The sequence below is a fragment of the Nocardia sp. CS682 genome (assembly GCF_004634405.1).
GTDB classification, from domain to species: domain Bacteria; phylum Actinomycetota; class Actinomycetes; order Mycobacteriales; family Mycobacteriaceae; genus Nocardia; species Nocardia ninae.
Map to the genome: position 1 here is coordinate 3,654,600 of NZ_CP029710.1, position 26,182 is coordinate 3,680,781.

Annotated in this window: 27 protein-coding genes; 18 read left to right on the forward strand and 9 right to left on the reverse strand. The window is 69.1% G+C overall.

The genetic code is table 11. The features are described from left to right. Position 1: 1 nt before the first annotated feature. Positions 2 to 1,198: a CdaR family transcriptional regulator gene (locus DMB37_RS16475; protein WP_167768866.1), complete on the reverse strand. Its 1,197-nt coding sequence runs from the start codon at positions 1,196 to 1,198 to the stop codon at positions 2 to 4. Between the two features lie 154 nt (positions 1,199 to 1,352). Then, entirely contained in the window at positions 1,353 to 2,045 is a 693-nt protein-coding gene (locus DMB37_RS16480) for a pyridoxamine 5'-phosphate oxidase family protein (protein ID WP_135233472.1), read from the reverse strand. Positions 2,046 to 2,125: 80 nt separating this feature from the next. Between DMB37_RS16480 and DMB37_RS16485 the strand changes: the two genes are divergently transcribed. From DMB37_RS16485 to DMB37_RS16500, 4 genes are read left to right on the forward strand one after another with little or no spacing between them, the layout of a single operon-like run. Further along, positions 2,126 to 3,496, forward strand: a complete 1,371-nt coding sequence (locus tag DMB37_RS16485) for a PLP-dependent aminotransferase family protein (protein WP_135233473.1) — start codon at positions 2,126 to 2,128, stop codon at positions 3,494 to 3,496. A 10-nt stretch (positions 3,497 to 3,506) separates the two neighbouring features. Beyond that, positions 3,507 to 3,752, forward strand: a complete 246-nt coding sequence (locus tag DMB37_RS16490) for a DUF2630 family protein (protein WP_135233474.1) — start codon at positions 3,507 to 3,509, stop codon at positions 3,750 to 3,752. Between the two features lie 2 nt (positions 3,753 to 3,754). After that, positions 3,755 to 5,191 carry an NAD(P)/FAD-dependent oxidoreductase gene (locus tag DMB37_RS16495; protein ID WP_135233475.1) on the forward strand — a complete coding sequence of 479 codons (1,437 nt, stop codon included), beginning with the start codon at positions 3,755 to 3,757 and terminating at the stop codon, positions 5,189 to 5,191. A gap of 13 nt (positions 5,192 to 5,204) precedes the next feature. After that, a complete protein-coding gene (locus DMB37_RS16500) occupies positions 5,205 to 6,710 on the forward strand; it encodes a carboxylesterase/lipase family protein (protein ID WP_135233476.1) in 1,506 nt (501 codons plus the stop codon). Between the two features lie 4 nt (positions 6,711 to 6,714). Here the strand turns inward: DMB37_RS16500 and DMB37_RS16505 are convergent, their stop codons facing one another. Both DMB37_RS16505 and cobF read right to left on the reverse strand, forming a co-directional pair. Next, positions 6,715 to 7,584, reverse strand: coding sequence for an Fpg/Nei family DNA glycosylase (locus tag DMB37_RS16505; protein ID WP_135233477.1), 870 nt, complete (start codon positions 7,582 to 7,584; stop codon positions 6,715 to 6,717). A 40-nt stretch (positions 7,585 to 7,624) separates the two neighbouring features. Beyond that, positions 7,625 to 8,362, reverse strand: coding sequence for a precorrin-6A synthase (deacetylating) (cobF, locus tag DMB37_RS16510; protein WP_135233478.1), 738 nt, complete (start codon positions 8,360 to 8,362; stop codon positions 7,625 to 7,627). A gap of 43 nt (positions 8,363 to 8,405) precedes the next feature. Between cobF and DMB37_RS16515 the strand changes: the two genes are divergently transcribed. The 7 genes from DMB37_RS16515 (at position 8,406) to DMB37_RS16545 (ending at position 14,239) form a co-directional block, all read left to right on the forward strand. After that, on the forward strand, positions 8,406 to 9,206 hold the full coding sequence (locus DMB37_RS16515; RefSeq protein WP_305036230.1) for a thymidylate synthase: 801 nt from the start codon (positions 8,406 to 8,408) through the stop codon (positions 9,204 to 9,206). Positions 9,207 to 9,272: 66 nt separating this feature from the next. Beyond that, complete coding sequence (locus tag DMB37_RS16520; RefSeq protein ID WP_135233480.1) at positions 9,273 to 9,773, forward strand: dihydrofolate reductase; 501 nt, start codon at positions 9,273 to 9,275, stop codon at positions 9,771 to 9,773. Between the two features lie 201 nt (positions 9,774 to 9,974). Beyond that, the gene (locus DMB37_RS16525) at positions 9,975 to 10,301 is read left to right on the forward strand and encodes a cupin domain-containing protein (protein ID WP_107659390.1); all 327 of its coding nucleotides are present in this window, start codon (positions 9,975 to 9,977) and stop codon (positions 10,299 to 10,301) included. Positions 10,302 to 10,362: 61 nt separating this feature from the next. Beyond that, complete coding sequence (locus tag DMB37_RS16530) at positions 10,363 to 11,382, forward strand: Dyp-type peroxidase (RefSeq protein ID WP_135233481.1); 1,020 nt, start codon at positions 10,363 to 10,365, stop codon at positions 11,380 to 11,382. Beyond that, on the forward strand, positions 11,379 to 12,179 hold the full coding sequence (locus tag DMB37_RS16535; protein ID WP_135233482.1) for a family 1 encapsulin nanocompartment shell protein: 801 nt from the start codon (positions 11,379 to 11,381) through the stop codon (positions 12,177 to 12,179). The genes DMB37_RS16530 and DMB37_RS16535 overlap by 4 nt, the downstream gene beginning before the upstream one ends. A 76-nt stretch (positions 12,180 to 12,255) precedes the next feature. After that, the gene (locus tag DMB37_RS16540; protein ID WP_240772415.1) at positions 12,256 to 12,780 is read left to right on the forward strand and encodes a hypothetical protein; all 525 of its coding nucleotides are present in this window, start codon (positions 12,256 to 12,258) and stop codon (positions 12,778 to 12,780) included. A gap of 40 nt (positions 12,781 to 12,820) precedes the next feature. Next, positions 12,821 to 14,239, forward strand: a complete 1,419-nt coding sequence (locus DMB37_RS16545) for a TerD family protein (RefSeq protein WP_135233484.1) — start codon at positions 12,821 to 12,823, stop codon at positions 14,237 to 14,239. Positions 14,240 to 14,242: 3 nt separating this feature from the next. On the opposite strand, the gene DMB37_RS16550 is transcribed toward DMB37_RS16545, so the two are convergent. After that, positions 14,243 to 14,920 carry a TetR/AcrR family transcriptional regulator gene (locus DMB37_RS16550; protein ID WP_135233485.1) on the reverse strand — a complete coding sequence of 226 codons (678 nt, stop codon included), beginning with the start codon at positions 14,918 to 14,920 and terminating at the stop codon, positions 14,243 to 14,245. Positions 14,921 to 15,120: 200 nt separating this feature from the next. Between DMB37_RS16550 and DMB37_RS16555 the strand changes: the two genes are divergently transcribed. The 4 genes from DMB37_RS16555 (at position 15,121) to DMB37_RS16570 (ending at position 20,234) form a co-directional block, all read left to right on the forward strand. Beyond that, positions 15,121 to 16,659, forward strand: a complete 1,539-nt coding sequence (locus DMB37_RS16555) for an amino acid permease (protein ID WP_135233486.1) — start codon at positions 15,121 to 15,123, stop codon at positions 16,657 to 16,659. A gap of 139 nt (positions 16,660 to 16,798) precedes the next feature. After that, positions 16,799 to 17,551, forward strand: coding sequence for a DUF1989 domain-containing protein (locus DMB37_RS16560; RefSeq protein ID WP_135233487.1), 753 nt, complete (start codon positions 16,799 to 16,801; stop codon positions 17,549 to 17,551). Further along, positions 17,548 to 18,156 carry an urea amidolyase associated protein UAAP2 gene (locus DMB37_RS16565; RefSeq protein WP_135233488.1) on the forward strand — a complete coding sequence of 203 codons (609 nt, stop codon included), beginning with the start codon at positions 17,548 to 17,550 and terminating at the stop codon, positions 18,154 to 18,156. The genes DMB37_RS16560 and DMB37_RS16565 overlap by 4 nt, the downstream gene beginning before the upstream one ends. Before the next feature lie 71 nt (positions 18,157 to 18,227). After that, positions 18,228 to 20,234: a 5-oxoprolinase/urea amidolyase family protein gene (locus tag DMB37_RS16570; RefSeq protein ID WP_240772541.1), complete on the forward strand. Its 2,007-nt coding sequence runs from the start codon at positions 18,228 to 18,230 to the stop codon at positions 20,232 to 20,234. Positions 20,235 to 20,240: 6 nt separating this feature from the next. Here DMB37_RS16570 and DMB37_RS40555 read toward each other — a convergent pair whose 3' ends face one another. Both DMB37_RS40555 and DMB37_RS16575 read right to left on the reverse strand, forming a co-directional pair. Next, complete coding sequence (locus DMB37_RS40555; protein ID WP_167768867.1) at positions 20,241 to 20,393, reverse strand: hypothetical protein; 153 nt, start codon at positions 20,391 to 20,393, stop codon at positions 20,241 to 20,243. Between the two features lie 85 nt (positions 20,394 to 20,478). Further along, on the reverse strand, positions 20,479 to 21,633 hold the full coding sequence (locus tag DMB37_RS16575; protein WP_135233490.1) for an epoxide hydrolase family protein: 1,155 nt from the start codon (positions 21,631 to 21,633) through the stop codon (positions 20,479 to 20,481). A 63-nt stretch (positions 21,634 to 21,696) separates the two neighbouring features. On the opposite strand from DMB37_RS16575, the gene DMB37_RS16580 reads away from it, so the two are divergent. Continuing rightward, positions 21,697 to 22,647: a YafY family protein gene (locus tag DMB37_RS16580; protein ID WP_135233491.1), complete on the forward strand. Its 951-nt coding sequence runs from the start codon at positions 21,697 to 21,699 to the stop codon at positions 22,645 to 22,647. A gap of 1 nt (position 22,648) precedes the next feature. Here DMB37_RS16580 and DMB37_RS16585 read toward each other — a convergent pair whose 3' ends face one another. Beyond that, on the reverse strand, positions 22,649 to 23,665 hold the full coding sequence (locus DMB37_RS16585) for an NAD(P)-dependent alcohol dehydrogenase (RefSeq protein ID WP_135233492.1): 1,017 nt from the start codon (positions 23,663 to 23,665) through the stop codon (positions 22,649 to 22,651). Between the two features lie 91 nt (positions 23,666 to 23,756). Here DMB37_RS16585 and DMB37_RS16590 point away from each other — a divergent pair, with 91 nt between their 5' ends. Continuing rightward, positions 23,757 to 24,425, forward strand: coding sequence for a TetR/AcrR family transcriptional regulator C-terminal domain-containing protein (locus tag DMB37_RS16590; protein ID WP_135233493.1), 669 nt, complete (start codon positions 23,757 to 23,759; stop codon positions 24,423 to 24,425). A gap of 3 nt (positions 24,426 to 24,428) precedes the next feature. Here the strand turns inward: DMB37_RS16590 and DMB37_RS16595 are convergent, their stop codons facing one another. Then, entirely contained in the window at positions 24,429 to 24,905 is a 477-nt protein-coding gene (locus DMB37_RS16595) for a MarR family winged helix-turn-helix transcriptional regulator (protein WP_135233494.1), read from the reverse strand. A 110-nt stretch (positions 24,906 to 25,015) separates the two neighbouring features. On the opposite strand from DMB37_RS16595, the gene DMB37_RS16600 reads away from it, so the two are divergent. Continuing rightward, the gene (locus DMB37_RS16600; protein WP_135233495.1) at positions 25,016 to 26,155 is read left to right on the forward strand and encodes a GDSL-type esterase/lipase family protein; all 1,140 of its coding nucleotides are present in this window, start codon (positions 25,016 to 25,018) and stop codon (positions 26,153 to 26,155) included. Positions 26,156 to 26,182: the final 27 nt, after the last annotated feature.

Sequence of the window (26,182 nt, forward strand, 5' to 3'; positions counted from 1 at the left end):
CTCACTCCGTCGCGTCCAGGTCGCAAGCGGTGAGCGCGGCGGCGAACAGTTGCGCGTGATCGGGACGATTGGGGTCGTAACCGGTGAGCGTGGCGATCCGGTTGAGGCGGTAGTTGAGCGTATTGCGATGCACGACAAGCGCGGCCGCGGCCTGCTGCCGGTTGTAGTCGTTGGCGAGCAGCGCACGCAGTGCGTCCAGCAAGTGTGGCTGGTCACGGAGCGGATCGAGCAGGGTGAGCAACCAGGTGCGGGCCGGACCGGGGCGGGCGAGTTGATACTGCAACGCGAGATCGGCCATCCGGTACACCGCGGCGGGGCGGCCGAGTTGGAATGCGAGCCTGGCTATCTCGCCCGCCTCCTCCGCTGCGGCAGGTATCCCGTCGACGCTCGCCGCGAGCGCGAGCCCGGCGACCGCCCGCGCACCGATGCCCTGCGCGACGCGGGTGACGAAAGTATCCAGCGCGGTGGCTGATTCACCCTCGGCAACCGGTACCAGCAGCACGCCGCCGCCGCGTTCGACGGTGCTCAGCGCGCGACCGGACACCGCATCGATCTCGCTCTGCACAATGCGCAGCACCGGCCGGGTCCCGCCGGTCGCCGGCTCGGCCACCCGGAACACGAGCACCTGGAACCCGCCGTCCAGCGAGATGCCGAACCGCTCGGCCAGCAGATCGGCGGGTGTGCCGTGCACCAAGGCTTGCGCCACAGCACGTTTGGCCTCGCGCTGCTCCCAGTGCAGATCCTGCCGCTCCCGCAGATAGGCGCCCGCCACCCCGGGTGTCACGGCGCCGAGGTAGCCGAGCACATAGGGCACCGCGGCCAGTAGTTGTTCGCGCTGCTGCGGCGTCGTAACCGTGGCGGCCACCGAGTTCCACGCGGCGACCGCGCCGTGGTGATACACCGAAAGCACGGTGTCCAGCGGGATCCCATCCCTGGCGCGGCGCACCGCGACAGCGATCAGCTCCGACAGTTCGTCCGCACGCGGCGCCCGCCGTTCGGCCAGCGAGCGCAGGAACAGCCGCAGATTCGCCTCGGCGGCGCGCGGCAGATCCCGCCCGATCATCTCGGCGGACAACTCCCGATACGAGGGCACCTCGCCGAGCACCCCGGCGAGCACATCCCGGGCGACCTCGGGCAGCACGTCCCATACCTGGCCGGATAGGTCCTCCAGCGCAGCGGGCTCAGGGGCAGCGGTCATCCGCACATTGTTTGCACAGACAAACCAGTCCGCACAATAGGCAGTTCCGGACAACATCTTTGGTGCATGCAGCCAAGGCTCCGATCCCGTCCGGTGCACAAATGGCGGACCCGATTTCATGGCGCCCGCACGGTGACAGGCGCCGTGCCAGGCTTTACCGCACCGGCACGAGGCTCGGTGCGGTGCGGTCGAGGACATCGGCAGGTACCGGGAGACCCGGCTCGAGGTCGGCCGAGTCGATCGGCTCGCCCCACACCTGGCGCACCGGCAGCACACCCGCCCACACACCGCCGTTCTCGATGTCGCCCGGGTCGTCGTTGGGGCCACCGGCCCGGATCTTCACCGAGGCTTCGGTGAGGTCCAGCGCGAGCACCATGGTCGCGGCCAGCTCCTTCTTGCTCGGCGAGCGCACCCGTGACCAGGCGCCGGGCGCGGCGTGCTCGGTGATCACCTGGAGCGCGTGCAGGCGCTCGGCGGGGTCGGTGAGCTCCACCGCGCGGCCGTGCACCACCGCGGAGCGGAAGTTCATCGAGAAGTGCATCGCCGAACGGGCATAGACGATGCCGTCGACGAGGGTGACCGCGACCGAGATGTCCCCGGCCAGCGCCGCGCGCAGATTGCCCGCACCCGTCGAACCGTGCAGATAGAGGGTGTCACCGTCGCGTCCGTAGATGGTGGGGAGCACGACCGGCGCGGCACCGAGCAGCACGCCGAGGTGGCAGACCAGACCGGCGTCGAGGACCGCGTCCAGGTCCGCGCGTTCACTGCGTGCTCGCTCCTTCGACCGGGTGAGCGTGCTGCGCGGCGTCGGCGAGAGCGGGGTGCGTGAGTCGGCTGATCGCGTCATAGGACCAGCATCGGTGCGCAAGTGGCATTATCAAAGTGCCAATTCAGCGAAATTTACGCAGTCCAATCGCGAGGTGACCGGTGCTCGACGAACTCCCCCTGCAGCTCGACCGCGCGCTGCCGGAACCGCTGTCGGTGCAGGTCGCCGACGGATTACGGGCCGCGGCGAGCAATGGCCTGCTGCGTGGCGGTGATCGGTTGCCGTCGTCGCGGTCGCTGGCCGAACGGCTCGGTGTGAGCCGCACCGTGGTGGCCGCCGCGTTCGACCAGCTGCACGCCGAGGGCTGGATCAGCGGCAAGCGCGGTTCGGGCACCTATCTGACCACCGCGCCGCCCGCCGCACCCCGGCGCGCACTGCCTGCCGACGGCGCGGGTGACGATCCGGCGCTGCTCGATCTGCAACCCGGCGCGCCGTGCTCCGACGCCATCGACCGCCCGGCCTGGCGCCGCGCCTGGCGGGCCGCCGCCGACCTCTCCCCGCTGGTGCGCAAAGACCGCGCGGGCGAGCCGGACTTCCGCGCGACGATCGTCGAACACCTGCTGCGCCATCGCGGTCTCGGCGCGGGCAGCGACACGGCGGTGCTCGCGACGGCCGGAACCAGTTCCGCGGTAGGCGAACTCGCCGCCGCCCTGCTTTCGCCGGGCGACGCCGTCGCGATGGAGGATCCCGGATACAGCCGGGCGGCAGGCGCTTTCGCGGCGGCCGGGGTCCGCGTCCTGCCCGTCCCGGTGGACGCGCAGGGCCTGCGGGTCGACCTGCTGCCGCCGAAGATCAAGGCCGTGTATTGCACTCCGGCACACCAGTTTCCGCTCGGCGCCCGGCTGCCCGCCGCACGCAGGGTCGACCTGGTCGAGCACGCCCGCCGCAACGGGCTGTTGATCATCGAGGACGACTACGACGGTGAACTGCGGTACGACACCGCCCCGTTGCCGTTGCTCGCGGCGATGGCGCCGGACGTGGTGGTGCATCTCGGCACCACGAGCAAGATCCTCTCGCCGAGCCTCGGCGTCGGCTGGCTGGTCGCCACGCCACGGATCGCCGACGCCGTTGTCGCGCATCGGCATCGCACCGGGACCAGTCCGAGTCCGGCGGGCCAGCAGGTGTTCGTCGCGCTCGCCGCCCACGGCGACCTGGCCAGGCACCTGCGCAGGCTGCGCCGCGCACTGCCGCCACGCCGGGCGCTGATGGTCACCGAGCTGCGGCGGCACGGCCTCGACGTGCTCGGCGACGACGCGGGCTCGCACGTGGTGGTGCCGCTCGACTCGGCCGAGGCGGAGCAGCGGGCGGTGGCCGCGGCCCGGGCGCGCGGTGTCGCGCTCGATCCCCTGTCTCGCTATCACCTGAGCGCACAGCGTCACCACTTCGGCATCACCCTCGGCTACACCGCGCTGTCCTGGTCCGACCTGGCCAGGGCCGTGCCGATCGCCGCCGCGTGTCTGGCACAGCCGTAGCATGGTCCGCATGACCGAACAGGACGTGTTGGCCCGCATCAAGGCACTGGTCGACCAGGAGCACGAACTGCGCGCGCAGGCCGCCAAGGGTGAACTGGACCCCCAGGCCGAGCGCAGGCAACTCGCCGAGCTCGAGGTGATGCTGGATCAGGCGTGGGACCTGCTGCGGCACCGCAGGGCGCGGATCGACCAGGGCCAGTCGCCCGACGGCGCCGAACAGAGTTCCGCCGCCCAGGTCGAGGGCTACCTGCAATAACAATGCCGAGTACACCTGCCGAATACGACGTCATCGTGATCGGTGGTGGCCCGGCCGGCGAGAACGCCGCCGCCTACGCCATCGCCGGGAGCGACCGCACCGCCGCGATCGTGGAACGCGAACTCGTCGGCGGCGAATGTTCCTACTGGGCCTGCATTCCGAGCAAGGCCCTGCTGCGGCCCGGCCATCAGCTCGCGGCCGCGCAGGCCATGGACGGCATCACCGCGTCCGGCCTCGACGTCGAGGCGGTACTGCGGCGGCGCGACTCCTTTGTCAGCGGCCTCGACGACTCCTCGCAGGTCGACTGGGCCCGCGACCACCGCATCGAGGTCATCCGCGGCACCGGTCGGCTGGCCGGGGTGCGGCAGGTCGAGGTCGACGGGCAGGTGCTGCGCGCCAGGCATGCGGTGGTGCTGGCCACCGGCACCCGGGCGAGCGTTCCGGACGTGCCCGGCCTGCGCGACGCGCTGCCGTGGATCTCCCGCGACGCCACCAACTTGCACGAGGTCCCCGGCCGTGTGGTGATCATCGGCGGTGGTGTGGTCGCCTGCGAGGCCGCGACCTGGCTGGCTGCGCTCGGCGCGCAGGTCAGCATGGTTGTGCGCGGCGGCGCGGTGCTCGCGTCGGCCGAACCGTTCGCCGGCGAGCGCGTGATCGCGGCGCTGCGCGAGCGCGGCGTGCGCGTCCTGCTCGGCACCGAGCCGACGAGCGTGCACCGGCCCGACGCGAAGGACACCGGCGAAGGCCGGATCCACGGCGGCCCGGTCACCGTGCAGTTGCACAGTGCGGAAGGCGATACCGAACTCGAAGCCGACGAGATCATCGTGGCCGCCGGGCGCACACCGGCGACCGACGGACTCGGCCTGGACTCCGTCGGGCTGAAGGACGGCTATGTGCAGGTCGACGATCACCTGACCGCAACCGCGGTGGACGGTGACTGGCTGTACTGCGTCGGCGATCTGAATCATCGCGCCGCCCTGACGCATATGGGCAAATACCAGGCCAGGGTGTGCGGCGATGTGATCGCGGCCCGCGCCGAGGGCAGGCCGCTGGATGGTGCCCGGTTCACCGCGAGCGCCGACCACGAGCAGGTCCCGCAGGTGGTGTACACCGCACCGGAGGTCGCGTCGGTCGGACTGACCGAGGCGGCGGCCCGCAAGGCCGGTCATGCCGTGGAGACGGTCGAGCTCGATATCTCGGTGGCCGGATCGGCGTTGGCGCGCAACGACTTCGCCGGGCACGCCAAGCTGGTCATCGACACCGGCACCGATACGTTGCTCGGCGCCACCTTCGTCGGCCCGGAGGTGGGCGAACAGTTGCACGCGGCCACCATCGCGGTGGTCGGCAAGGTGCCGCTGGCCACCCTATGGCACGCGGTGCCCGCGTTCCCCGCGGTGAGCGAGTTCTGGCTACGCCTGTTGGAGACACGACGGCCGTAAGTACCATTGGCGGATGGTGGCATCGACAGACATCCAGACCGCCGACGGAGTCGTGCGCGGTCGTCGTGGCCGCCGCGTGCTGCGCTGGCGGTCCCTCCCCTACGCGGCCGCGCCGGTGGGCGACTTGCGTTTTCGGGCACCGCAGCCGGTCACGCCGTGGGCCGGGGTGCGCGAGTGCACCGAGTTCGGGTTCGCCGCGATGCAGCATCGGGCGGGCGCGCGGATCGGACCGCGCCGGTACCAGCCGACCCACGAGGACTCGCTGACACTGAATGTCACCGTGCCCGCGACACCGTCGGAGCGGCCGCGCCCGGTGCTGGTATTCATCCACGGCGGCGGCTATCTCACCGGCACCTCGGCGCTCGGTTTGTACTCCGGCGGGCGGCTCGCGGTGCGCGGCGACGCCGTGCTGGTCTCGCTGAACTACCGGCTCGGCGCCTTCGGCTACGTCGATTTCGGTGAATTCGCCACGCCGGAGCACCCTTTCGAGTCGAACCTGGGCTTGCGCGATCAGGTCGCCGCGCTGGAGTGGGTGCACACCAATATCGCCGCGTTCGGCGGCGATCCCGGCAACGTGACCATCTTCGGCGAATCCGCCGGAGCGCATGCCGTACTCAGCCTGCTCGCCGCGCCGGCCGCGAAAGGCCTTTTCCACCAGGCGATTTCGCAGAGCCCGCCGGCCGACTGGGCGATGACCGCCGACGACGCCCGCCGCTTCGCCCGCCGCTGCGTCGAAGCGCTGGGTGCGACACCGGATCGGGCCGCCGAGGCGCTACGCACCGCGAGCGCCAACGACATTCGGCGCGCGGTCGACCGCACCAGCAACCGGGTCCTGCGCGAACGCCGCGGCCTGTTCCCCGTCGCCCCGACGGTCGACGGCGTCGTTCTCCCGCAGTCCCCGATCGATGCGATCACCGACGGCAACGCCCATCGCGTCCCGCTGATCATCGGCACGAACCGGGACGAAGGCACCCTGTTCGCGAAGTTCGCGGATTCGCTGCCGACCACCCCCGATCGGCTGCGCGCCGCACTGGGCGACGAGGCCGCCGAATCCCGAATCGCCGCCGTCTATCCCGGTTACCCGAACGCCAAAGCGGCTGTGCGTGCGGGCGGCGACTTCGTCTTCTGGCGCCCCTCGGTCACGGTCATGGCGGGCCACAGCCGCCACACCCCCACCTACGCCTACCGCTACGACTTCGCCCCGCGCTCCCTGCAGCTCGCGGGCCTGGGCGCCACCCACGCCGCCGACCTGATCCCGGTCTTCGGCGGCGGCGATACCCCCTTCGGTCGGGCCATCACCGCGGCAGGCGGGCGCCGTGGCCTCCAGTCCGTCACCGACCAATTCCAGGACAACTGGCTCGCCTTCGCCCGCACCGGCGCGCCGCTGCCCTCCTGGCCGCCCTACACCGAGGCCCGCCGCACCACGTTGATCATCGACTCGCCCACCCGCCTGGAACACGACCCGGACAAGGCCAAACGCCTTGCCTGGGAAGGCGTCCGGGTACCGACGCTGACCTGAGCGGTTACTTGAGCAGCCGCGACATGCGCCGGTCGGCGAGGATCTTGCCGCCGGTCTGACAGGTCGGGCAGTACTGGAACGAGCGCTCGGCGTAGGACACCTCGCGCACCGTGTCGCCACAGACCGGACAGGGCTGGCCGGTGCGCGCGTGTACCTGCATGCCGGAGCGCTTCTCGCCCTTGAGGCGGGCGGCATCCTGACCGACCGAGCGCTGCACGGCGTCGGTCAGCACCGCGCGCATGGCCGCGTACAGCTCGCCGACCTTGTCCGCCGCAAGGGTTTTGGTGTTGGCGAACGGCGAGATCCGTGCGGTGTGCAGGATTTCGTCGGAGTAGGCGTTGCCGACGCCCGCCAGCAGGGTCTGGTCGACGATCGCGGTCTTGATCCGTTGCGAGGTGCCGCGCAGGATCTCGGTGAACTGCTCCTCGGTCACCTCGAGCGCGTCGGGCCCGAGTCTCGCGATGCCGGGCACCAGCTTCGGGTTGTCTACGATGTAGACCGCGAGCCGCTTCTTGGTCCCGGCCTCGGTGAGATCGATGGCGGGCGTCGCGCCCTCGGGGGTGAAGAAGTGCACCCGCAGCGCCAGCGGACTCTTACCGCCCGGCTTCGGCGGCGTCTGACTCGGTTCATCGATCCACCGCAGCCAGCCACCGCGGGACAGGTGGGTGATCAGCCACAACCCGTCGCAGTCCATCCCCAGAAACTTGCCCCAGCGCCCCGCACCGGTCACGTCCCGGCCGGACAGCGCCGTCACCGGCGGGTCGAAGGTCTTCACGGCACTCAACGCCGCGACATCCACACGCCCCACCACGGCGCCGACCGCATGCTCCCGCAGAAACTGCGCCAGCGCCTCCACTTCAGGTAGTTCGGGCACACGCCCAGGCTACCGGCCCGCACCGACAAGAGCAGGGCAGTCAGGTCCGACGGAGCAGGTAGACGTCCATGATCCAGCCCTTCTCGGCCCGCAGCCCGGCGCGCCGGTCCACGATCTCCTGCTCCACCTCGCGCAGCGGGCCCTCGATGAGGGTTTCGTCCGGCATGCCGAGGTAGGCGCCCCACCAGATGTGCACGTCCGCGCCGGGCACCTCGGTGAACGAGCAGTCGCCGTCCAGCATCACCACCGCGGCATCGGCGAGCCCCTCCTCGCGCAACCGCCTGCCGGTGGTGATGTGCACCGGGTCGCCGATGCCGTGCAGCACCATCCGATGCCGAGCGGCCAGGGCCTGCACGCTGGTGACACCCGGGATCACCGTGTAATCGAAGTGCACCGACCCGCGCGCGAGCACCCGCTCGACCATCCGCAAGGTGCTGTCGTACAGCGACGGATCACCCCACACCAGAATGCCGCCGACCCCGTCGACCTGCGCGAACGCGTCTTCCAGCACGGCGGAGCGCCGCTCGTGCCAATCCGCGACGACGCCCTGATAGTCCGCCGGTGCCCGGTCCCGCGGCGGGTCCGCGATCTCCACGATCCGATACGGCCGATCCACGTGCTCGGCCAGGATCGCGGTCCGCACCTCGACCAGCTCGCGCTTGTCCGCGCCCTTGCCGATGACGAAGAACACCTCGACCTGCCGCATGGCCTTGATGGCCTGCACCGTCACCTGGTCGGGATCGCCCGCGCCGATGCCGATCACGTAGAGCTTGCGCATGCGCCGAGCTTGCCAGGCGACCTCACGACTAGAGTTGGCAGCCGTGGCGACCGATACCCAGTACGAGGATCTGCTCCGGCTGGTGCTGGAGTCCGGCACGAAGAAAGCGGACCGCACCGGCACCGGCACGCGCAGCATTTTCGGCCATCAGCTGCGCTACGACCTCGCGGCCGGCTTCCCGCTGATCACCACCAAAAAGGTGCATCTGAAGTCGATCGTCTACGAGTTGCTCTGGTTCCTGCGCGGCGAATCCAACGTGAAATGGCTGCAGGAGCACGGCGTCTCCATCTGGGACGAATGGGCCGACGCCAACGGCGAACTGGGCCCGGTCTACGGCGTGCAGTGGCGGTCTTGGCCGACGCCGGACGGCGTGCACATCGACCAGATCTCCGAGGTGCTGCACACCCTGCGCACCAACCCCGATTCCCGGCGCATGCTCGTCTCCGCCTGGAACGTCTCCGAGCTGAACAAGATGGCGCTCGCCCCGTGCCACGCGTTCTTCCAGTTCTATGTGGCCGACGGCCGGCTGTCCTGCCAGCTGTATCAGCGCAGCGCCGACCTGTTCCTCGGCGTGCCGTTCAATATCGCCAGCTACGCCCTGCTCACCCAGATGGTCGCGCAGCAGACCGAGCTGGAGCTCGGCGATTTCATCTGGACCGGCGGCGACTGCCATATCTATGACAACCACCTCGACCAGGTCCGCGAGCAGCTGACCCGCGAGCCGTTCCCGTTCCCCGCCCTGCACCTGCGACCCGCGCCGACGCTGTTCGACTACGCCTACGAAGACGTGGAAGTCGTCGGCTACCAGCATCATCCGGCCATCAAGGCACCCGTTGCGGTGTGAGCGGCCTGGCGCGACAGAAGCAGTTTCGGGTAACGGAGGAACAGTGAACACCGCATCGGACGCAGCGTGACGCGCACCATCGGGTTGATCTGGGCGCAGACCCCCGACGGAGTGATCGGTTTCCAGAACGCCATCCCCTGGCGCGTGCCCGAGGACATGGCGAATTTCAAGGCGGTCACCATGGGACATCCCGTGGTGATGGGCAGGCGCACCTGGGATTCGCTGCCGCCGAAATTCCGCCCGCTGTCCGGGCGCCGCAACATCGTGGTGACCAGGCAGCCGGACTGGGCGGCCGAGGGCGCCGAGCGGGCCGGATCGGTGGCCGAGGCGCTCACGCTGAGCGGGCCGGGCACCGTGTGGATCGCCGGGGGTGGTGAGATCTACCGCGTCGCTATGGATTTCGCGACCGACCTGCTCGTCACCGAGGTGGACACCACCGTCGAAGGCGATGCGTACGCCCCCGCGGTCGGACCCGAGTGGACCACCGACGACACCGAGCCGTGGCACGACTCGACCTCCGGTCTGCGCTACCGGATCCGCCGCTACACCCGCCGCGAATCCGACTAGTCGGCAAACTCTCCGCATCGACCGTTGCGGCCGCACAGCACCGTTCGATCACAGAACCCCCGGCCCGTGCAAACCGGTCCCGAGGCCGCAGCCGGTCGGGCATACTCCTGAATAAGCGGGGCCGGGCCTACGTCCGTCCGGGCCCCCGAGCCGGTGCGAACAGCCCCCGCACCGGCTGTTGTCATTTGCGAAAGGCGGTCCATGGACAAGAAATCGCTGACTGCGGTTGCTCGACAACAACTCAAGATTGCGAGCACCGCCAGCAGTGGGCGTAGTTCGCAAACGATCTACGGTGGTCACGCGAATTCGCTGCGCCAGACGGTGGTCGGCCTCAGCGCCGGCCAGAGCCTCGCCGAGCACGACAACGCGGGCGAGGCCACCCTCCTGGTGCTGAGCGGCACGCTGACCCTGATCAGCGGCAGCAACGAATGGAAGGGCTCGGCGGGCGACCTGCTCGTGGTGCCCAAGGCCAGGCACAGCGTGATGGCCGTGGACGACGTGGCCTTCCTGATGACGGTCGCGAAGTAGCAGCCGGGGGTGGCTATGCCACGTGGCGGGTGGTACTTGCTCGCGCATTAGGCTGATGATCATGAGTGAGCCTCAGCCAATCCTCGATCCGCTCACCCCGGCTGCGATCTTCCTGGTCGCCACCATCGATGCGGGCGGCGAGGCTGTGGTCCGCGATACCCTCGCCGACGTGCAGGGTTTGCGCCGTTCGGTCGGGTTCCGGATCCCCGGTGCGGGCCTCACCTGTGTGGCCGCGATCGGCTCGGCGGCGTGGGACCGGCTCTTCGCCGGCCCACGGCCCGCCGAGCTGCACGAATTCCCCGGTTATGTGGGCAAGCATCACCGCGCCCCGGCGACGCCGGGCGATCTGCTGTTCCACATCCGGGCGGAGAACCAGGACGCCTGCTTCGAGCTGGCCATGACCATCGGCGACCGGCTGGCAGGCGCGGCCACGATCGTGGACGAGACCGTCGGGTTCCGCTACTTCGAGCAGCGCGACCTGCTCGGCTTCGTCGACGGCACCGAGAATCCGGAGGGCAAGTCCGCCTACGCGGCCGCGCTGGTCGGCGACGAGGACCCCGAATTTCGGGACGGCAGTTACGTGATCGTGCAGAAGTACCTGCATCCGCTGGCGGATTGGCGGGCACTGTCGATCGAGGAGCAGGAGAAGGTGATCGGGCGCACCAAGCTCGACGATTTCGAGCTCTCCGACGCCGACAAGCCCGCCGACTCGCACGTCGCGGTGAACACCATCGTGGACGCCGACGGCACCGAGCGCGAGATCCTGCGCGCCAACATGCCGTTCGGTAGCGTCAAGGACGGCGAATTCGGTACGTACTACGTCGCTTACGCGGCCACACCGAGCGTCACCGAGTTGATGCTCACCCGGATGTTCGTCGGCACCGAGGAGGCGGCCTACGACCGCATCCTCGATTTCTCCATCGCGGTCACCGGCACGTCGTTCTTCGCACCGTCGCTCGACTTCTTCGATGAGCTTCCCCCGCCACCGGCGGACGCCGTAACGGCGCAAGACGTGCAGCCCAACGACATCGGCTCGGGCTCACTCGGTATCGGCACGTTGAAAAGGAGCAGGCAGGCATGAACAACCTCTATCGCGAACTCGCGCCGATCACCGCCGAGGCATGGTCGGCGATCGAGGAAGAGGCGACGCGCACCTTCAAGCGGCACATCGCCGGGCGCCGCGTCGTCGACCTGTCCGGACCGCACGGCCTCGACTACGCCGCGGTCGGTACCGGCCGCACCACCCCGATCAGCGCGCCCGACGAGGGTGTGCAGGCCAGGCAGCGGGTGGTCGCGCCGCTGGTCGAGCTGCGGGTGCCGTTCCGGCTGTCGCGCGAGGAGCTCGACAACGTCGAACGCGGCGCCATGGACACCGATCTGGATCCGGTGAAGGACGCCGCGAAGAAGATCGCGTTCGCCGAGGACCGGGCGATCTTCGAGGGCTATCCGGCCGCGAATATCACCGGTATCCGGGCGAGTTCGACCAATCAGGCGATCGCGCTGCCGAGCGATCCCCGGCTGGTGCCGGAGTCGGTCACCCAGGCGCTCACCGCGCTGCGGCTGGCCGGTGTGGACGGGCCGTACTCGGTGCTGCTGAGCGCGGACCTGTTCACCGCGGTGAGCGAGACCTCCGATCACGGGCACCCGATCCGCACCCACATCGAGCGGCTCATCCCGGACGGCGAGATCATCTGGGCGCCCGCCATCGACGGCGCGTTCGTGCTGACCACCCGCGGTGGCGACTACGACCTGCGGATCGGCCAGGACCTGTCGATCGGCTACCTCGCGCACGACACCGAGTCGGTGCAGCTGTACTTCCAGCAGAGCCTGACGTTCCTGGTGTACACCGCCGAGGCCGCGGTCGCCCTCGAAGCCTGAGACTTGCGGGTGTGCTGCGGCACCACGAGCGGTAGCGTGTGCCGCAGCACGCCGGAAGTGGGTAGGTGAGATGACGATGGTGCGGGCTGGTGTGGTGCCCACGCAGCGTGCGGCGCTCTACAGTTCCCTCGGGATCCTGGTGACCGTCGTACTGTGCACGGCCGTGATCAGCCTGTTCGGGGTGAACCGCGTCTTCACCGGCTTACTGGCCGGTGCCGTCGCGGGTATCGCCGTGGTGGCGGCGCTGTTCGCCAGGGACGCCGTCGTGCTCACCGAGCGGGTGATCTATCGGCGCACTCCGTGGACCGAGTCCAGCATCGACTGGGATCGCGTGGTCGCCGGGCGCTTCACGCTCGACGAGCGGGCCCGCTGGTCGCTGGCGCTCGACCTGATCGGCGGCGACGAACAGCACGGCGAGCTGGTGCTGCTGTCCATTCCGCCGGTGCTGCGCCCGGTGTCCGGCGCCTACGACCTCCGCAAACGCGAGCAGGTGAACGAGATCCGGGCGTTGCTGCGGCGCAAGCGGATACCGGTGACGGTGCTGCCGGAGATCGCGGGCGCGTTGCAAGAGCACTGGCAGATCGCGCCGCCTACCCGCTGACCAGGCACGCTTGCGGCCCGTTTCGGATACGTTGGCACGTATGTCGATGACGAAGGGCTCGAACGTCCCGGTGCCCATGGCCGCCGTCCGGATCGAGCTCGGCTGGCAGAGCGGCCCCGGGGTGCCCGACGCCGACGCCTCGGCACTGCTGCTGGCCGCCGGAAAAGTGCGCGACGACAACGACTTCGTCTTCTACAACCAGCCCGCGCATCCGTCCGGCGCGGTCCGGCACGAGGGTAAGCAGCAGGGGCCGACGGTGCTCGACGTGCTCTCGGCCGACCTGAGCCGCGTCGAAGCACAGATCGACACCATCGTGATCGCGGCCTCGGCCGACGGCGGCACCTTCGGCCAATTCCACGGTCTCTACGTCCGTCTGATGGATCCGGCCAGCGGCGCGGAGGTGGCGCGGTTCGACAGCACCGGTGCGACCACCGAGACCGCGTTCGTGCTCGGCGAGCTGTACCGGCGGCAGGGCGGGTGGAAGTTCCGTGCGGTCGGGCAGGGGTACGCCGCCGGATTGGCCGGCCTGGCCACCGATTTCGGGATCTCGGTGGACGACGCCCCGGCACCGGCCACCCCGCCCGCCGCACCGCACCAGTTCACGCCGCCGCCACCGCCCGCCGCGCCGCCGCACCAGTTCACCGCGCCGCCAGCGCCGCCCGCGCCCACGCAGCAGTACGCCCCGCCGCAACCGCAGTTCACGCCACCACCGCCGCCCAACCCCTACGGCGCACCTCCGCAGAGCGGTATGCCACCGAATATCGGTGCAACACCGGACTTTTCGGCGCACCCCGCACCGCAGCAACCATCCGCTGCTACCCCCGGGGCTCCCGTCAACCTCAGCAAGATCTCGTTGACCAAGGACGCTCCCTCGATCTCACTGACCAAGCAAGGCGCGACCGGCGGCGTGATGCGGATCAACCTGAACTGGTCCGGCAACGCGGCCCCGCGGCGCGGCTTCGGCAAGCGCAAGGCAGGCCTCGACCTGGACCTGTGTTGCTTCTGGGAACTGACCGACGGCACGAAGGGCTCCATCGGCCCGCTCGACGGCTTCGGCTCGCTGCACCAGGCGCCCTACATCCAGCTCGACAAGGACGATCGGACCGGCGCGGTCGCGGCGGGCGAGAACCTCGACATCAACCTCGACCACACCGCGAAGTTCCGCCGGATCCTGGTGTTCGCCTCGCTGTACGAGGGCACCGATGATTTCCGCGGTGTCGAGGCGACCGCCACGCTCTACCCGGTCGGCTCGACACCGATCGAGATGTCGGTGAGCGGATGTACCGACAACTCACGGGAGATGGTGCTCGCGCTGATCGAGAACATCAACGGCGAGTTCGTGGTTCAGCGTCAAGGCGTGTTCGTCCGGCCGCCCGCACGGCGCCCGCTCTGGGGAAAGATGGAGGTCGACAAGGCCTACCGCTGGGGTCTCGAGTGGGGACGCAGCGCGGGTAAGTAGGGCTCAGGCTGTTTCGAGCTGTTCGAGCAGCCGCTGTGCCTCGTCGCGCAGCGCGTCCAGATCACCGGGCCAGCCCAGCACCCGCAGCGCCGCCTCGGGGATGGTTCGCGCCGCGGCGGCCGGGGCCGCACCCTCGTCCGAGCGGATGCTGATCACCATCTCGACCAGCCGGAACGGCAGGGCCTCGGCGCCCGCGATGCCCGCCCCGCCGGCCTCGGCCAGTACCTCGGCCGCCAACGACTCGTAGTGCCCGCGCAGTTCGTCGCGCCGCAGCCGGAACGTGGCGAACCGCTCGGTGCGCAGCTCCGGAAGCAGGTACAGCGCACCGAGATTCCAGCGGGCGGCGCAGAGCTGGCCGACGTCGAACCAGGCGAGCGCGTAAAGGCGGGCTGGCGCCGTCGCCGACACGTTCCCCAGTCGCTCGGCGAGTTCCAATGGGGCAGCTATGGTTTCGGCAAGCAGCGCATCGAGGATGTCATCCTTGGCGGCGAAGTGGTGATAGAGCGATGCCTGACGGATGCCGACCGCGTCGGCGACCACACGGGTGGAGGTGTTCGCGTAGCCATTGGTGGTGAACAACTCCCCGGCAGCGTCCAGGATCTCGGCGCGCGGCGTCTGGCCGCGACGGCGTCGCTGCTCCACACGAGGACGGCCGGGGCCGAGGTTTGCCACAACGCCCATTCTGGCAGGTATCCGCCGGACCGATCCGCGACGGTCGGTCCCCCGGTAGGCGGCGGCGAGGTTTCTGTCACTTGATAGAAATCTCCGCAACGCAGAAGTAACCGGGGTTACCGCAAGCGATACACGCGGGTCACCGAAAGCGCGATCGCCGCCGCAAAACTGTCATCTGATAGGTATTGGCCGCTCGCCGAAGGACCCTCATGGCCACAACGTTCGCCCCCGCCCCTCCGCCCGACACCAGCCGCGACGGCGCCGATCTGGCCCGATTCGGCTATCAGCCTGTGCTGCGGCGCAAACTCGGCCGCTACGCCTCGTTCGCCGCGGGCTTCTCGTTCGTCTCCATCCTCACCACCATCTTTCAGTTCTTCGGCTTCGGCTATTCGTTCGGTGGCGCCGCGTTCTTCTGGACCTGGCCGATCGTGTTCGCCGGACAGTTCCTCGTCGCACTGAACTTCGCCGAATTGGCTGCGCGCTACCCGATTTCGGGCTGCATCTACCAGTGGTCGCGCCGGCTCGGCGGCGAGCTGGTCGGCTGGTTCGCGGGCTGGATGATGGTGATCGCGCAGATCGTCACCGCCGCCGCGGCGGCGATCGCGCTGCAGGTGGTGCTGCCGTCGATCTGGAGCGGGTTCCAGGTCATCGGCGACGACACGGCGCTCACTTCGTCGTCCGGTGCGACGAACGCGGTGCTGCTCGGCAGCATCCTGTTGACGATCACCACGGCGATCAATGTGCTCGGCATCGACCTGATGTCGCGGATCAACTCGATCGGCGTCACCGTCGAGATCGTCGGCGTGCTCGCGATCATCGCGCTGTTCTTCACCCATACCGAGCGCGGGCCCGGCGTGGTCTGGCAGACCGATCAGGCCGTGCCCGGGTCGTACTGGGCGGCGTTCCTGGTGTCCGGGCTGATGGCCGCCTACGTGATGGTCGGCTTCGATTCCGCCGGTGAGCTTTCCGAGGAGACGAAGAATCCGCGCCGGGTCGCGCCACGCACCATTCTGGCCGCGCTGTCGGTGTCCGCGCTCGGCGGCGGGCTGCTGCTGCTCGGCGCGCTGATGGCCGCGCCGAGCCTGTCCGACGGTGCGCTGGCCACCGAGGGTCTGGCCTACGTGCTCACCGCGAAGCTGGACAGCCCGGCGGGCACGGTGCTGCTCGGCTGTGTCGCGGTGGCGATCACGGTGTGCACCTTGGCCATTCAGACGGCCGGGTCGCGGTTGATGTTCTCGATGGCCAGGGACGGGAAGTTGCCGTTCGCCCGGCGCCTTGCCGCGGTGCACCCTCGGTTCGGTACCCCGGTGCTGCCCGCGGTGGTCATCGGGCTGCTCGGCATCGGGCTGCTGGTGCTCAATCTCGGCAATGCCGCGATCTTCGCGACCCTGGCCAGCGTGTGCATCGTGACGCTGTACCTGGCGTATCTGCTGGTCACGGTGCCGCTGCTGGTGCGGCGGAGCAAGGGTATGCCCGCCGACGAAGCTAGCGAGCCCGGCCTGTTCAGCCTGGGCCGCTTCGGGATTCCGATCAACGCACTCGCCGTGCTGTGGGGCATCGCGATGGCGGTGAACCTGGCTTGGCCGCGGCCCGAGGTGTACACGCCCAACGGTGGTGGTTGGTGGATGCTCTGGGCCGCACCGCTGTTCGTGCTGCTGGTGGTCGCCGTCGGGGTGGTCGTGCACTGGTTCGTCGCACGCACGCCGGGCACGGCCGAAAGCGCCGAGCCCGCAACAGAATCCGCCTGACAAGTCGCGCGGTGGTGGTGCCGGCCACCACCGCGCGCTTACCCGCCGAGCAGCGCAAGGGAGCGCTTGCGAGGACTGAGTCCGACATCGGTGCGAGCGCTGGCGAGTGCTCGACCCGTATCCCGCGAAGGAGCTGACGATGACGAACACCGCATCCACCACGGGTGCCCGGGCGCATGCGCGCTCGCAGGCCGCCGCGGCGGCTACCACGGAGCCCGGCCTGCCCGACGGTGTCGAGTCCGCGAGAATCACTTTCGCCCAGCGCATTCCGGGATCCGGATACGCGAATATCGTGCTCGGGCGCGGTACTCGGATCCGGCTGTCCGATCCGGCCGGAGCAGCGTGCGCGCACCTGCTCCTTATGCGGGCCGACGCCCCATGGGAACGGCTGAATGTCGCTGACACGGTCAAGGTTCCGTGGCAGGCCTACCTGGGCAACGGGCATCCACTGCTGTCCGATCAGGGCCGCATCCTGGCCACCGTGCTCGCCGATACTTCCGGCAAGCACGACGCCCTGTGCGGGCCGACCGCCGAGGCGCGACCGCTGCTGCGCCTGGCCGGCGCCAAACATGGTCTGGCGCCGCGCGATATCGGGCCGACGGTGTCGTTCTTCCGTGGCGTACGAGTGGCCGCCGACGGCGCACTGACCGGCACCGGCAGCGCCGCGCCGGGTGCCTCCGTCGACCTGCTGGTGCATCTGCCGGTGCTCCTGCTCGTCGCAAATACCGCGCATCCGCTGGACGACCGTGCCGCAACGGATCTCGATGTCGTCGCGTGGACCGCACCGGAAGATCTCACCGTCACGCACAACAGCGACCCGGAATACCAACGGGCCGTGCAGAACACCGAGACGGCCTGGGCGGCCGCCCGCACGCTGGAGGTCGGGAAATGAACAGGCAGATCGTGCTCGACCAGACCGTCCCCGCCCGCGCCCCCTGGTCGGCGATCGTCAGGGCGGGCGAGCAACTGGAGATCATCGATCTGCACGGCAACCAGGCGGTGGACTGCCTACTGTATTCGGCGGCGGACCACACCGACCGCTACAGCGCGCAGGCCACCATCGCCGCGCAGCGCAATATCTTCCTCACCACCGGCAGCGTGTTGCGGACCGACGCGGGCACCGCCCTGATGACGGTGGTCGCCGATGAGGTGGGCAACCACGACACCATCGCGGGCGCCTGCTCCCAGGAGTCCAACACCCTGCGCTACGGTCACCACACTCGCCACCAGCATGCCTGCGTGGAGAACTTCCTCACCGCCGCGCTGCAATGGGGCCTCGGCAAGCGGGACCTGGTGTCCAACATCAACTGGTTCATGAATGTGCCGGTGGAGCCCGACGGCACCCTCGGCATCGTCGACGGATTGTCCGCTCCTGGAAAGAAAGTGACGCTCCGCGCCGAGATCGACACGCTGGTCCTCGTATCGAACTGCCCGCAGATCAATAATCCATGCAACGGTTTCGACCCCACCCCGGTGCGGATGGTGGTGTCGAAATGACCGTCACCGACCTATCCGGCGCCGCTGCGCATGCGGCTGGCGCCGATTGCGCGGCGGCGGCCACCGCACCCGTGCCCACGTCCGTCGAGATCATCCGCCCCGGAATGCTCACCACAGTGCAGGATTGGCCAGGGCGAACCGGATATTGGCACGTCGGCGTCCCACCGTCGGGGCCGATGGACGATCTGTCGTTCCGGCTCGGCAACCGGGTGCTCGGCAGTGCCGAGGGCACGGCCGGGCTGGAGTGCACGCTCGGCGGTCCGGCACTGCGGTTTTCGGCGGCCACCTGGGTATGCGTCACCGGCGCACCGACCAAGGTGACGCTGAACGGTGTTCCGGTGGAGCAGTGGCGCACCATGCGGATCCCCGCCGGGGGCGTACTCGATGTCGGTGCCGTGCGCGGACCGGGCATGCGCTGTTACGTGTTACTCGCGGGCGGTATCGAGCTGCCCGAATATCTCGGCAGCACAGCGACGTTCACCCTCGGCCGGTTCGGCGGCGGCGCGGGCAACGCGCTGCGAGCCGGCGACGTATTGACGCTCGGACCACCACGCGACCCGCTGGCATCCGCCGTCCCCATGGACGACCAGCCGGTGCTCACCAGGCGCTGGGAGCTGGCGGTAACCGAAGGCCCGCACGGCGCACCGGAATTCTTCACCCGCGCCGACTTCGACACGATCATCGGCACCGACTACACGGTGCATTTCAACTCCGACCGCACCGGTGTGCGGCTGATCGGCCCTAAGCCCGAATGGGCCCGCACCGACGGCGGCGAAGCGGGGCTGCACCCGTCGAACATCCACGACACCCCGTATTCGGTTGGTGCACTGGACTTCACCGGCGATACCCCGATCCTGCTCGGCCCCGACGGCCCCAGCCTCGGCGGCTTCGTCTGCCCGGTCACCGTGGTGGCCGCCGATCGGTGGAAGCTCGGGCAGCTCACGCCGGGCGACGCGGTGCGATTCGTACCGATCCGCAGCGATCGCGCCGCCTCGGTGCGCGACCTCGGCGTCGGGCGCCGCGCCTGCTGGCCGACCGTGCTGTCCGCGGGCGGTGACGGCGACGACGGGATACTGCGGCGCACCGAGGTCGACGACGAGACCGGCGTGACCTATCGCCGCGCCGGCGACGACGCCGTGCTCGTCGAATACGGCACCATGACACTGGATCTCGGCCTGCGCGCCCGGGTGCACGCCCTGCACCAGCACCTGCTCGCCGCGCGGGTGCGCGGCGTGACCGAGCTGACCCCCGGCATCCGCTCGTTGCAGATCCGAGTCGACCCGCACCTTCTGCCGGTGCCGACGCTGCTCGACCTGCTGGCCGAAGCCGAACAGCACCTGCCCGCCGCCGACCGGCTCGTGGTGCCGAGCCGCACCGTGCACCTGCCGCTGTCCTGGGACGACCCGGCCACCCGCGAGGCCATCACCCGCTACATGCACGGTGTCCGCGCCGACGCCCCGTGGTGCCCGTGGAACATCGAGTTCATCCGCCGCATGAACGGATTGGCCTCGGTGGCCGACGTTTACGACACCGTCTTCGGCGCCGAGTACCTCGTCCTCGGCCTCGGCGATGTGTACCTCGGCGCACCCGTCGCCACGCCGATCGACCCGCGCCACCGCCTGGTCACCACCAAGTACAACCCCGCGCGGACGTGGACACCGCAGAACGCGGTCGGCATCGGCGGCGCTTACCTGTGCATTTACGGCATGGAGGGTCCCGGCGGCTACCAGTTCGTCGGCCGCACCACTCAGGTGTGGAACCACCATGCGGGCCCACTCGCCGGTCGGCCCGGCGCGGACCGGCATCCAGCCGGTGCGGAAACACCGTGGCTGCTGCGCTATTTCGATCGGATCCGCTGGTACCCGGTGGAGGCCGACGAATTGCTCGACCTGCGCGCCGATTTCGCTGCGGGCAATGTCCGGGTACCCACCGAGGACGGCGAGTTCCGCCTCGCCGACTACCGCGAGTTCCTCGCCGCCAACCATGCGTCCATCAGCGACTTCCGCGCCGTGCAGGCGACAGCCTTTGCCGCCGAACGCGACTCGTGGCGGCAGGCCGGGGAACTCACTGCGGGATAGCGAAGATCACCAGCCGAACAGCTCGGCCATGTCGATGGAATCGTCGTCCCACGCGCGTTCGATCGCGTCGCGCTCGGCCGCCGGGAGCTCGGGCGCCCACCCGCAGCGGCGCCAGAAGTCTTCCCGGTGTTCCTGGGTGAATGGTCTGGGTTTGTCCATGGGCTGCACCTCGCCGACGGTCCTGACCCAATTGTGGGCCTGCTCCGGCGGCGACATGCCGGAACAGGCCCACCGACTTCGGGTTTCAGCGCAGCCCGCGGAAGAACTCGCGGACATCCGTGGTGAGCAGCTCGGGCTCCTCCATGGCCGCGAAGTGACCGCCGCGGTCGACATCGTTCCAGCGCGTGATGGTGTTCTCGGTCTCCGCGTAGCGGCGAATGCCGACGTCGTGCGCGAAAACCAGTGCGGCGGTGGGTACGCCCGAGTTCGTCTTCGTCGCACCCCAGGGTGCTTCCTGCGCGTAGCCGACGTACGCCGACGAACCGGCCGTACCGTTGAGCCAGTACAGCATGACGTTGGTCAGCAGCCGGTCCCGATCAATGATCTTGTCCGGATCCACATTTCGCGGATGCGTCCACTCGCGGAACTTGTCCATGATCCAGGCGAGCTGTCCGACCGGCGAATCCACCAGCCCGTACGCCAGCGTCTGCGGCCGGGTGGACTGCACGGCGATGTAGCCGTACTCCTCCTGCATGAAGGCCTCGATCCGGCGGATCCGATCCCGTTCCAGCTCGGTCAGACTCGCCAATTCCGCCTCGGACAGCGGCAGCGACGGGAACGGACCCGGACCGCCGTTGACGTGCACGCCCGCGACGTGGTCCGGTGCGGTCCGGCCGACCTCGGGGCTCACCGCGGCACCGATGTCACCGCCCTGCACACCGTAGCGCTCGTAGCCGAGCCTGCGCATGAGCTCGGCCCACGCCTGCGCGGTCTTCTCGACGGTCCAGCCCGCCTCGGTGACCGGGCCGGAGAAGCCGAAGCCCGGCAGCGACGGAATCACCAGGTGGAACGCGTCTTTCGGATCGCCGCCGTGCGCCCGCGGATCCGACAGCGGCCCGATCACATCGAGGAACTCGACCACCGAGCCCGGCCAGCCGTGCGTCATCAGCAGCGGCAGCGCGTCCGCCTCGGGCGAGCGGACGTGCAGGAAATGGATGCGCTGCCCGTCGATCTCGGTGGTGAACTGAGCGTAGGAGTTCAGCTGCGCCTCCGCTGCCCGCCAATCGTATTCGCCACGCCAGTAGTCGACCATCTCGCGCAGCCAGGTGGTCGGCACGCCGGTGTCCCAGCCGTCGCCGGGCAGCGGTGCGGGCCAGCGCGCGCCGTCGAGCCGAGTGCGCAGGTCATCGAGCTGCTGCTGCGGAATGTCGATGCGGAATTCGTGGATCTCGTTGCTCATGAGTTAAACAATATGAGCGACCTAGGACAGCTTCCGCCCTAGCTTTCCGGCAGACTGAAAAACATGTTGGAAACCTCCGCACGACTGCTCCGGCTGCTGTCGCTCTTGCAGACGCCCCGCGAGTGGACCGGCACAGACCTGGCCGAACGCCTAGAGGTCGACGTGCGCACGGTGCGCCGCGACATCGACAAACTGCGCAACCTCGGTTACCCGGTGGATGCCACGCCCGGCGTCGCGGGGTACCGGCTCGGCGCGGGTGCCAAGCTGCCGCCGCTGCTGCTGGACGACGACGAGGCGGTGGCGGTCGCCATCGGGCTGCGCACCGCCGCGGGCGGCACCATCACCGGCATCGAGGACAGCTCGCTGCGCGCACTCACCAAGCTCGAACAGGTACTGCCGTCCCGGCTGCGCCACCGCGTCAGCCTGCTGCAATCGGTCACCGTCACAGTGTCGGCAGGCGGGCCGACCGTCGACCCGGACACGCTCACCGCGATCGCGGGCGCCATCCGCGACAGTCACCGCCTGCGCTTCGACTACCGAAGCCATGACGGCACGACCTCGTTACGCACCACCGAACCGCATCGCCTGGCACACACCGGCCGCCGCTGGTACCTCGTCGGCTGGGACGTCGACCGGGCCGACTGGCGCACCTACCGCGCGGACCGTCTGCATCCCCGCATCCCGACCGGGCCGCGCTTCACCCCGCGCGCCGCACCCGACGTCGACCTGTCCGGATATGTCTCGCGAGGCGTGTCGAGTGCGCCGTATCGCTACTCCGCCAGCATCACCCTCGGCGTGCCCGCCGAGGTCGCGGCCGACCGTATCGCCCCCACCGTCGGCGTGATCGAGGCGGTGGACGCCGAAAGCTGCGTGCTCCGAACAGGATCCAATTCGCTCGATGAGTTGGCCATCTATGTCGCCACGTTCGGGTTTCCGTTCCGCGTGCACGAGCCCCCGGAGCTGGTCACCCATATCCGCGAGCTCAGCGCCCGGCTCGCCGAATCGGTCGGCTAGCTCAGCCGACGATCACCGTCTTGCCCTGGGCATGCCCGGTGAGCACGTGCTGCACGGCCTCAGCCGCTTTCACCAACGGAAAGCTCTGCTCGATCAGCGGCCGAAGGGTGCCGTCAGCAGCCGACTCCGCCAAGAACTCGAGATCCGCGCGGCGTGGACGCATGAGCAGCAGTGCGATCCGCTGACTGGCGAACAGGTTGGCCAGCAGCACCTTTCCCATCCACAGCACCGGCCCCGCCCAATTCCCGCCGGGTGCGCCGGCTGAGGAGACGAAGACGCCCTTCGCGGCCAGTACTCGGCGGCAATCCCGCAGTGATCGGTTGCCGACAAGGTCGAGCAGCACGTCATACCGCTGCTCGCCGACGGTGAAATCATCGGTGGTGTAGTCGATTACGTGATCGGCGCCCAGTGAACGCAGCACCTCGACATGCCGGGTGCTGCACACGGCCGTGACCTCGGCGCCGAACGCCTTGGCGAGCTGGATCGCGAAGCTGCCGACCCCACCCGAGGCTCCGTTGACCAGCACCGTCTGCCCGGCCCGGAGCCGACCGGCATCGCGCAACCCTTGCAGCGCGGTCATACCCGAATCGGGCAGCGCCGCAGCGGCTTCGACGGCAAGCCCCTCGGGCACATGGGCGAGCCGCGCCGCCGGGACGCACGCGTACTCCGCGAAGGCGCCCGAATCCGCCGCACCGAATACCGTGTCGCCGGGCCGGAATCCGGTCACCTCGCTCCCGGACGCGACCACCTCGCCGGCCAGGTCGTGCCCGATGATCGGGTCCTTGGGCCGCCGCAGGCCGAAGCCGAGCCGCAGCAGATAGGGCGTGCCGGTGAGCAGGTGGATATCGCCCTGGCTCACCGACGCGGCCCGCACCCGGACCAGCACCTCGTCAGCGCGCGGATTCGGCCGATCGACCACCTCGGTCCGGAGCACCGCGCCGGTACCGTAGCGCGGCGCGACGATCGCCGTCATCGTGCGGACATCGACTGTGGATTGCGGGCTCTGCGCCTCGGCCATGGGATTTCCTCGCGTGAAACGGTTACTTACAGCGTAAGTCCCTCGCCACGGACGGTACGCTTACACCGTAAGTCCGTCAAGAGAGGTGTCCATGCCCAAGACCGCCACCCACGGCACCTCGCGCGCGCCGCTCAGCCGGGAGAAGGTGCTGCACACCGCCGTTCGACTCGCCGACGAGCACGGCCTCACAGCCTTGTCCATGCGCAAGCTGGCACAGACGCTCGGCGTCGAGGCGATGTCGCTGTACAACCACGTGACCAACAAGGACGATCTGCTCGACGGCATCGCCGACCTGGTGGTCGCCGAGATGGACACCCCGGCGGTCGGCGGCGACTGGAAAGCGGCCATGCGCGCGCGGGCCATGTCCGCACACGAGGTGCTGCTGCGGCATCCGTGGGCGACCGGCTTGATCGGCTCGCGACTCAATGTCGGCCCCGCCATGCTGCGCTACGTGGACGCCACCGTCGGCTGCCTGCGGTCGGCCGGCTTCTCCTACCAGCAGGCCGACCGCGCCTGGAACGCCATGGACAGCCACATCTACGGATTCACCTTGCAGGAGGTGAACTTTCCGCTGCAACCGGACGAGTACGCCTCCGCCGCAGCACAGTTCCTGCCGCAGATACCTGTGGATCAGTTTCCGTACATGAACGCGTTGACACAGTTGGTCATCGCTGGGAAGCACTCGGGCAGAGCCGATTTCACCTTCGGACTGGACCTGATCCTGGACGGACTCGAACGACTACTCGGCGAATCCGCCTGAGTCTCACTCCCCCTCGGCCCCCAGCGTCGCCCCGGGATTGGTGGTGTCGCGAACCACGCGGAGCGCACCGATCAGCCCGTCGAGCTGCGCGGGCGTCAACAGTCCAGTGAACCAGCGTTCGACCGCGGCCACGTAGTCCGGCAGCACCTGCGCGAGCCGCTGCGCGCCGGATTCGGTCAGCACCGCGTACGCACTGCGCCGATCGCCCGGGTCGAGCGCCCGCTCGACCAGCCCGGACCGGGCCAGCCGGTCGACCAGTCGGGTGACGCCACTGGTGGAGAGCGTGGTCTGGGCGGCCAGATCCGTCATGCGCAACCGTCGATCGGGCGAACGACTCAGGCGCATCAGCGCATTCATATCCAGCCCGGACAGACCGTGCGCCTTCCACACCGGCGCCAACTTGGTGACCAGCCCTTCGTGCGCCTCGAACAGCAGGCCCATGGTGGTCAGCCGTGGGTCGTCGAACAGGTCCGCATCCATGACTCCAACCTACCCGGTACTGATTGCTTCGCGGATAGTTGACACGAGGAATACTGTGCGTTAGAAATATGCATACGCATTATTCCTCGCAACAACTACTGGAGCACTCGATGTCTGACACCACCGCCTGGGTCGCCGGTTTTCGTTCCGCGGTCATCAGCCCCTATGAGCAGGTCAAGCTCAGCGAATCACGGGAGTTCGCCGACCAGACCGTGCGTCAGGTGCTGCACCTGGCCGGCGGCGGCGAGCAACTCCGCGTCCGGCTCACCAACCTATACGGGCGCGACCCACTGGTGATCGGCGCCGCGCACGTCGCGCTGCACAAGACCGGCAACGAGATCATCGCCGAGACCGACACCGTCCTGCGGTTCGACGGCGCGGACCAGGTCACCATCCCGGCGGGTGGCGCGGTGATCAGCGATCCGGTCGAACTGGCCGTCACCGCGGGCACCGATCTCACGCTGAGCCTGTACCTGCCCGAGCAGACCGGGCTAGCGACCCGCTCGCACCAGCCGAGCGAAATCGCCTATGTCGCGGCCGGAAACGTCGCGGCGCAAGCGGATCTCGGTGCCGCCGAAGAGGTTCCCGCGCGCTTCTACGTCACCGGCGTCGACGTGCTCGCTCCCGCGCACACCCCGATCGCCGTCGCGCTCGGCGACTCGTGGTTCGAAGGTGTCGGCTCGACCATGAGCGCGAACCGGCGCTCGGTGGACGCCCTCAACGACCGACTCGACCGCGGCTGGGTCGTCAATCAAGGCATCGGCGGAAGTCGACTGCTACGCAACGAGATCGGCGCGCCCGGCCTGGACAGGTTCGACCGGGACGTGCTCAGCACCCCGGGCGTCCGCAGCGTACTGATCCACTTCGGTATCAACGACCTCATCCTGGGCGGCATGTCGGGCGAGCCACCCGCCACCACCGAAGAACTGATCGCCGGTTTCACCGAGATCGCCCGCCGCGCGCACGACGCCGGCCTGACCGTTCACGCTGCCACCATCGGCCCCTACGCGGGCATCATCTATGAAGGGATGCCAGTCGAGCAGACCCTGCCGACCCGGCACCAGGTCAACGAATGGCTGCGCAGCACCGATGTTTTCGACACCGTATTCGACGTGGCGCGCGCGGTGGAGGATCCGGAACGCCCGAACTACATCCTCCCGGCATACGACAGCGGTGACGGCATGCACCTCAACGACGCGGGCCACCGGGCCATGGCCGAGACCGTCGACGTCGCGGCACTGTTCGGCTGAACCTCCGAGGCGAGTCGTCGCGCGGCG

Excerpts from the sequence above, each read along its gene's own strand:
- DMB37_RS16590 (WP_135233493.1), top strand. The coding sequence starts at position 23,757 with ATGCCCAAGACCGCCACCCACGGCACCTCGCGCGCGCCGCTCAGCCGG.
- DMB37_RS40555 (WP_167768867.1), bottom strand. The coding sequence starts at position 20,393 with ATGGACAAACCCAGACCATTCACCCAGGAACACCGGGAAGACTTCTGG.
- DMB37_RS16550 (WP_135233485.1), bottom strand. The coding sequence starts at position 14,920 with ATGGGCGTTGTGGCAAACCTCGGCCCCGGCCGTCCTCGTGTGGAGCAG.
- DMB37_RS16565 (WP_135233488.1), top strand. The coding sequence starts at position 17,548 with ATGAACAGGCAGATCGTGCTCGACCAGACCGTCCCCGCCCGCGCCCCC.
- cobF (WP_135233478.1), bottom strand. The coding sequence starts at position 8,362 with ATGCGCAAGCTCTACGTGATCGGCATCGGCGCGGGCGATCCCGACCAG.
- DMB37_RS16495 (WP_135233475.1), top strand. The coding sequence starts at position 3,755 with ATGCCGAGTACACCTGCCGAATACGACGTCATCGTGATCGGTGGTGGC.
- DMB37_RS16560 (WP_135233487.1), top strand. The coding sequence starts at position 16,799 with ATGACGAACACCGCATCCACCACGGGTGCCCGGGCGCATGCGCGCTCG.
- DMB37_RS16545 (WP_135233484.1), top strand. The coding sequence starts at position 12,821 with ATGTCGATGACGAAGGGCTCGAACGTCCCGGTGCCCATGGCCGCCGTC.
- DMB37_RS16475 (WP_167768866.1), bottom strand. The coding sequence starts at position 1,198 with ATGACCGCTGCCCCTGAGCCCGCTGCGCTGGAGGACCTATCCGGCCAG.
- DMB37_RS16535 (WP_135233482.1), top strand. The coding sequence starts at position 11,379 with ATGAACAACCTCTATCGCGAACTCGCGCCGATCACCGCCGAGGCATGG.
- DMB37_RS16540 (WP_240772415.1), top strand. The coding sequence starts at position 12,256 with ATGGTGCGGGCTGGTGTGGTGCCCACGCAGCGTGCGGCGCTCTACAGT.
- DMB37_RS16480 (WP_135233472.1), bottom strand. The coding sequence starts at position 2,045 with ATGACGCGATCAGCCGACTCACGCACCCCGCTCTCGCCGACGCCGCGC.
- DMB37_RS16490 (WP_135233474.1), top strand. The coding sequence starts at position 3,507 with ATGACCGAACAGGACGTGTTGGCCCGCATCAAGGCACTGGTCGACCAG.
- DMB37_RS16580 (WP_135233491.1), top strand. The coding sequence starts at position 21,697 with ATGTTGGAAACCTCCGCACGACTGCTCCGGCTGCTGTCGCTCTTGCAG.
- DMB37_RS16600 (WP_135233495.1), top strand. The coding sequence starts at position 25,016 with ATGTCTGACACCACCGCCTGGGTCGCCGGTTTTCGTTCCGCGGTCATC.
- DMB37_RS16525 (WP_107659390.1), top strand. The coding sequence starts at position 9,975 with ATGGACAAGAAATCGCTGACTGCGGTTGCTCGACAACAACTCAAGATT.
- DMB37_RS16595 (WP_135233494.1), bottom strand. The coding sequence starts at position 24,905 with ATGGATGCGGACCTGTTCGACGACCCACGGCTGACCACCATGGGCCTG.
- DMB37_RS16500 (WP_135233476.1), top strand. The coding sequence starts at position 5,205 with ATGGTGGCATCGACAGACATCCAGACCGCCGACGGAGTCGTGCGCGGT.
- DMB37_RS16585 (WP_135233492.1), bottom strand. The coding sequence starts at position 23,665 with ATGGCCGAGGCGCAGAGCCCGCAATCCACAGTCGATGTCCGCACGATG.
- DMB37_RS16555 (WP_135233486.1), top strand. The coding sequence starts at position 15,121 with ATGGCCACAACGTTCGCCCCCGCCCCTCCGCCCGACACCAGCCGCGAC.
- DMB37_RS16575 (WP_135233490.1), bottom strand. The coding sequence starts at position 21,633 with ATGAGCAACGAGATCCACGAATTCCGCATCGACATTCCGCAGCAGCAG.
- DMB37_RS16530 (WP_135233481.1), top strand. The coding sequence starts at position 10,363 with ATGAGTGAGCCTCAGCCAATCCTCGATCCGCTCACCCCGGCTGCGATC.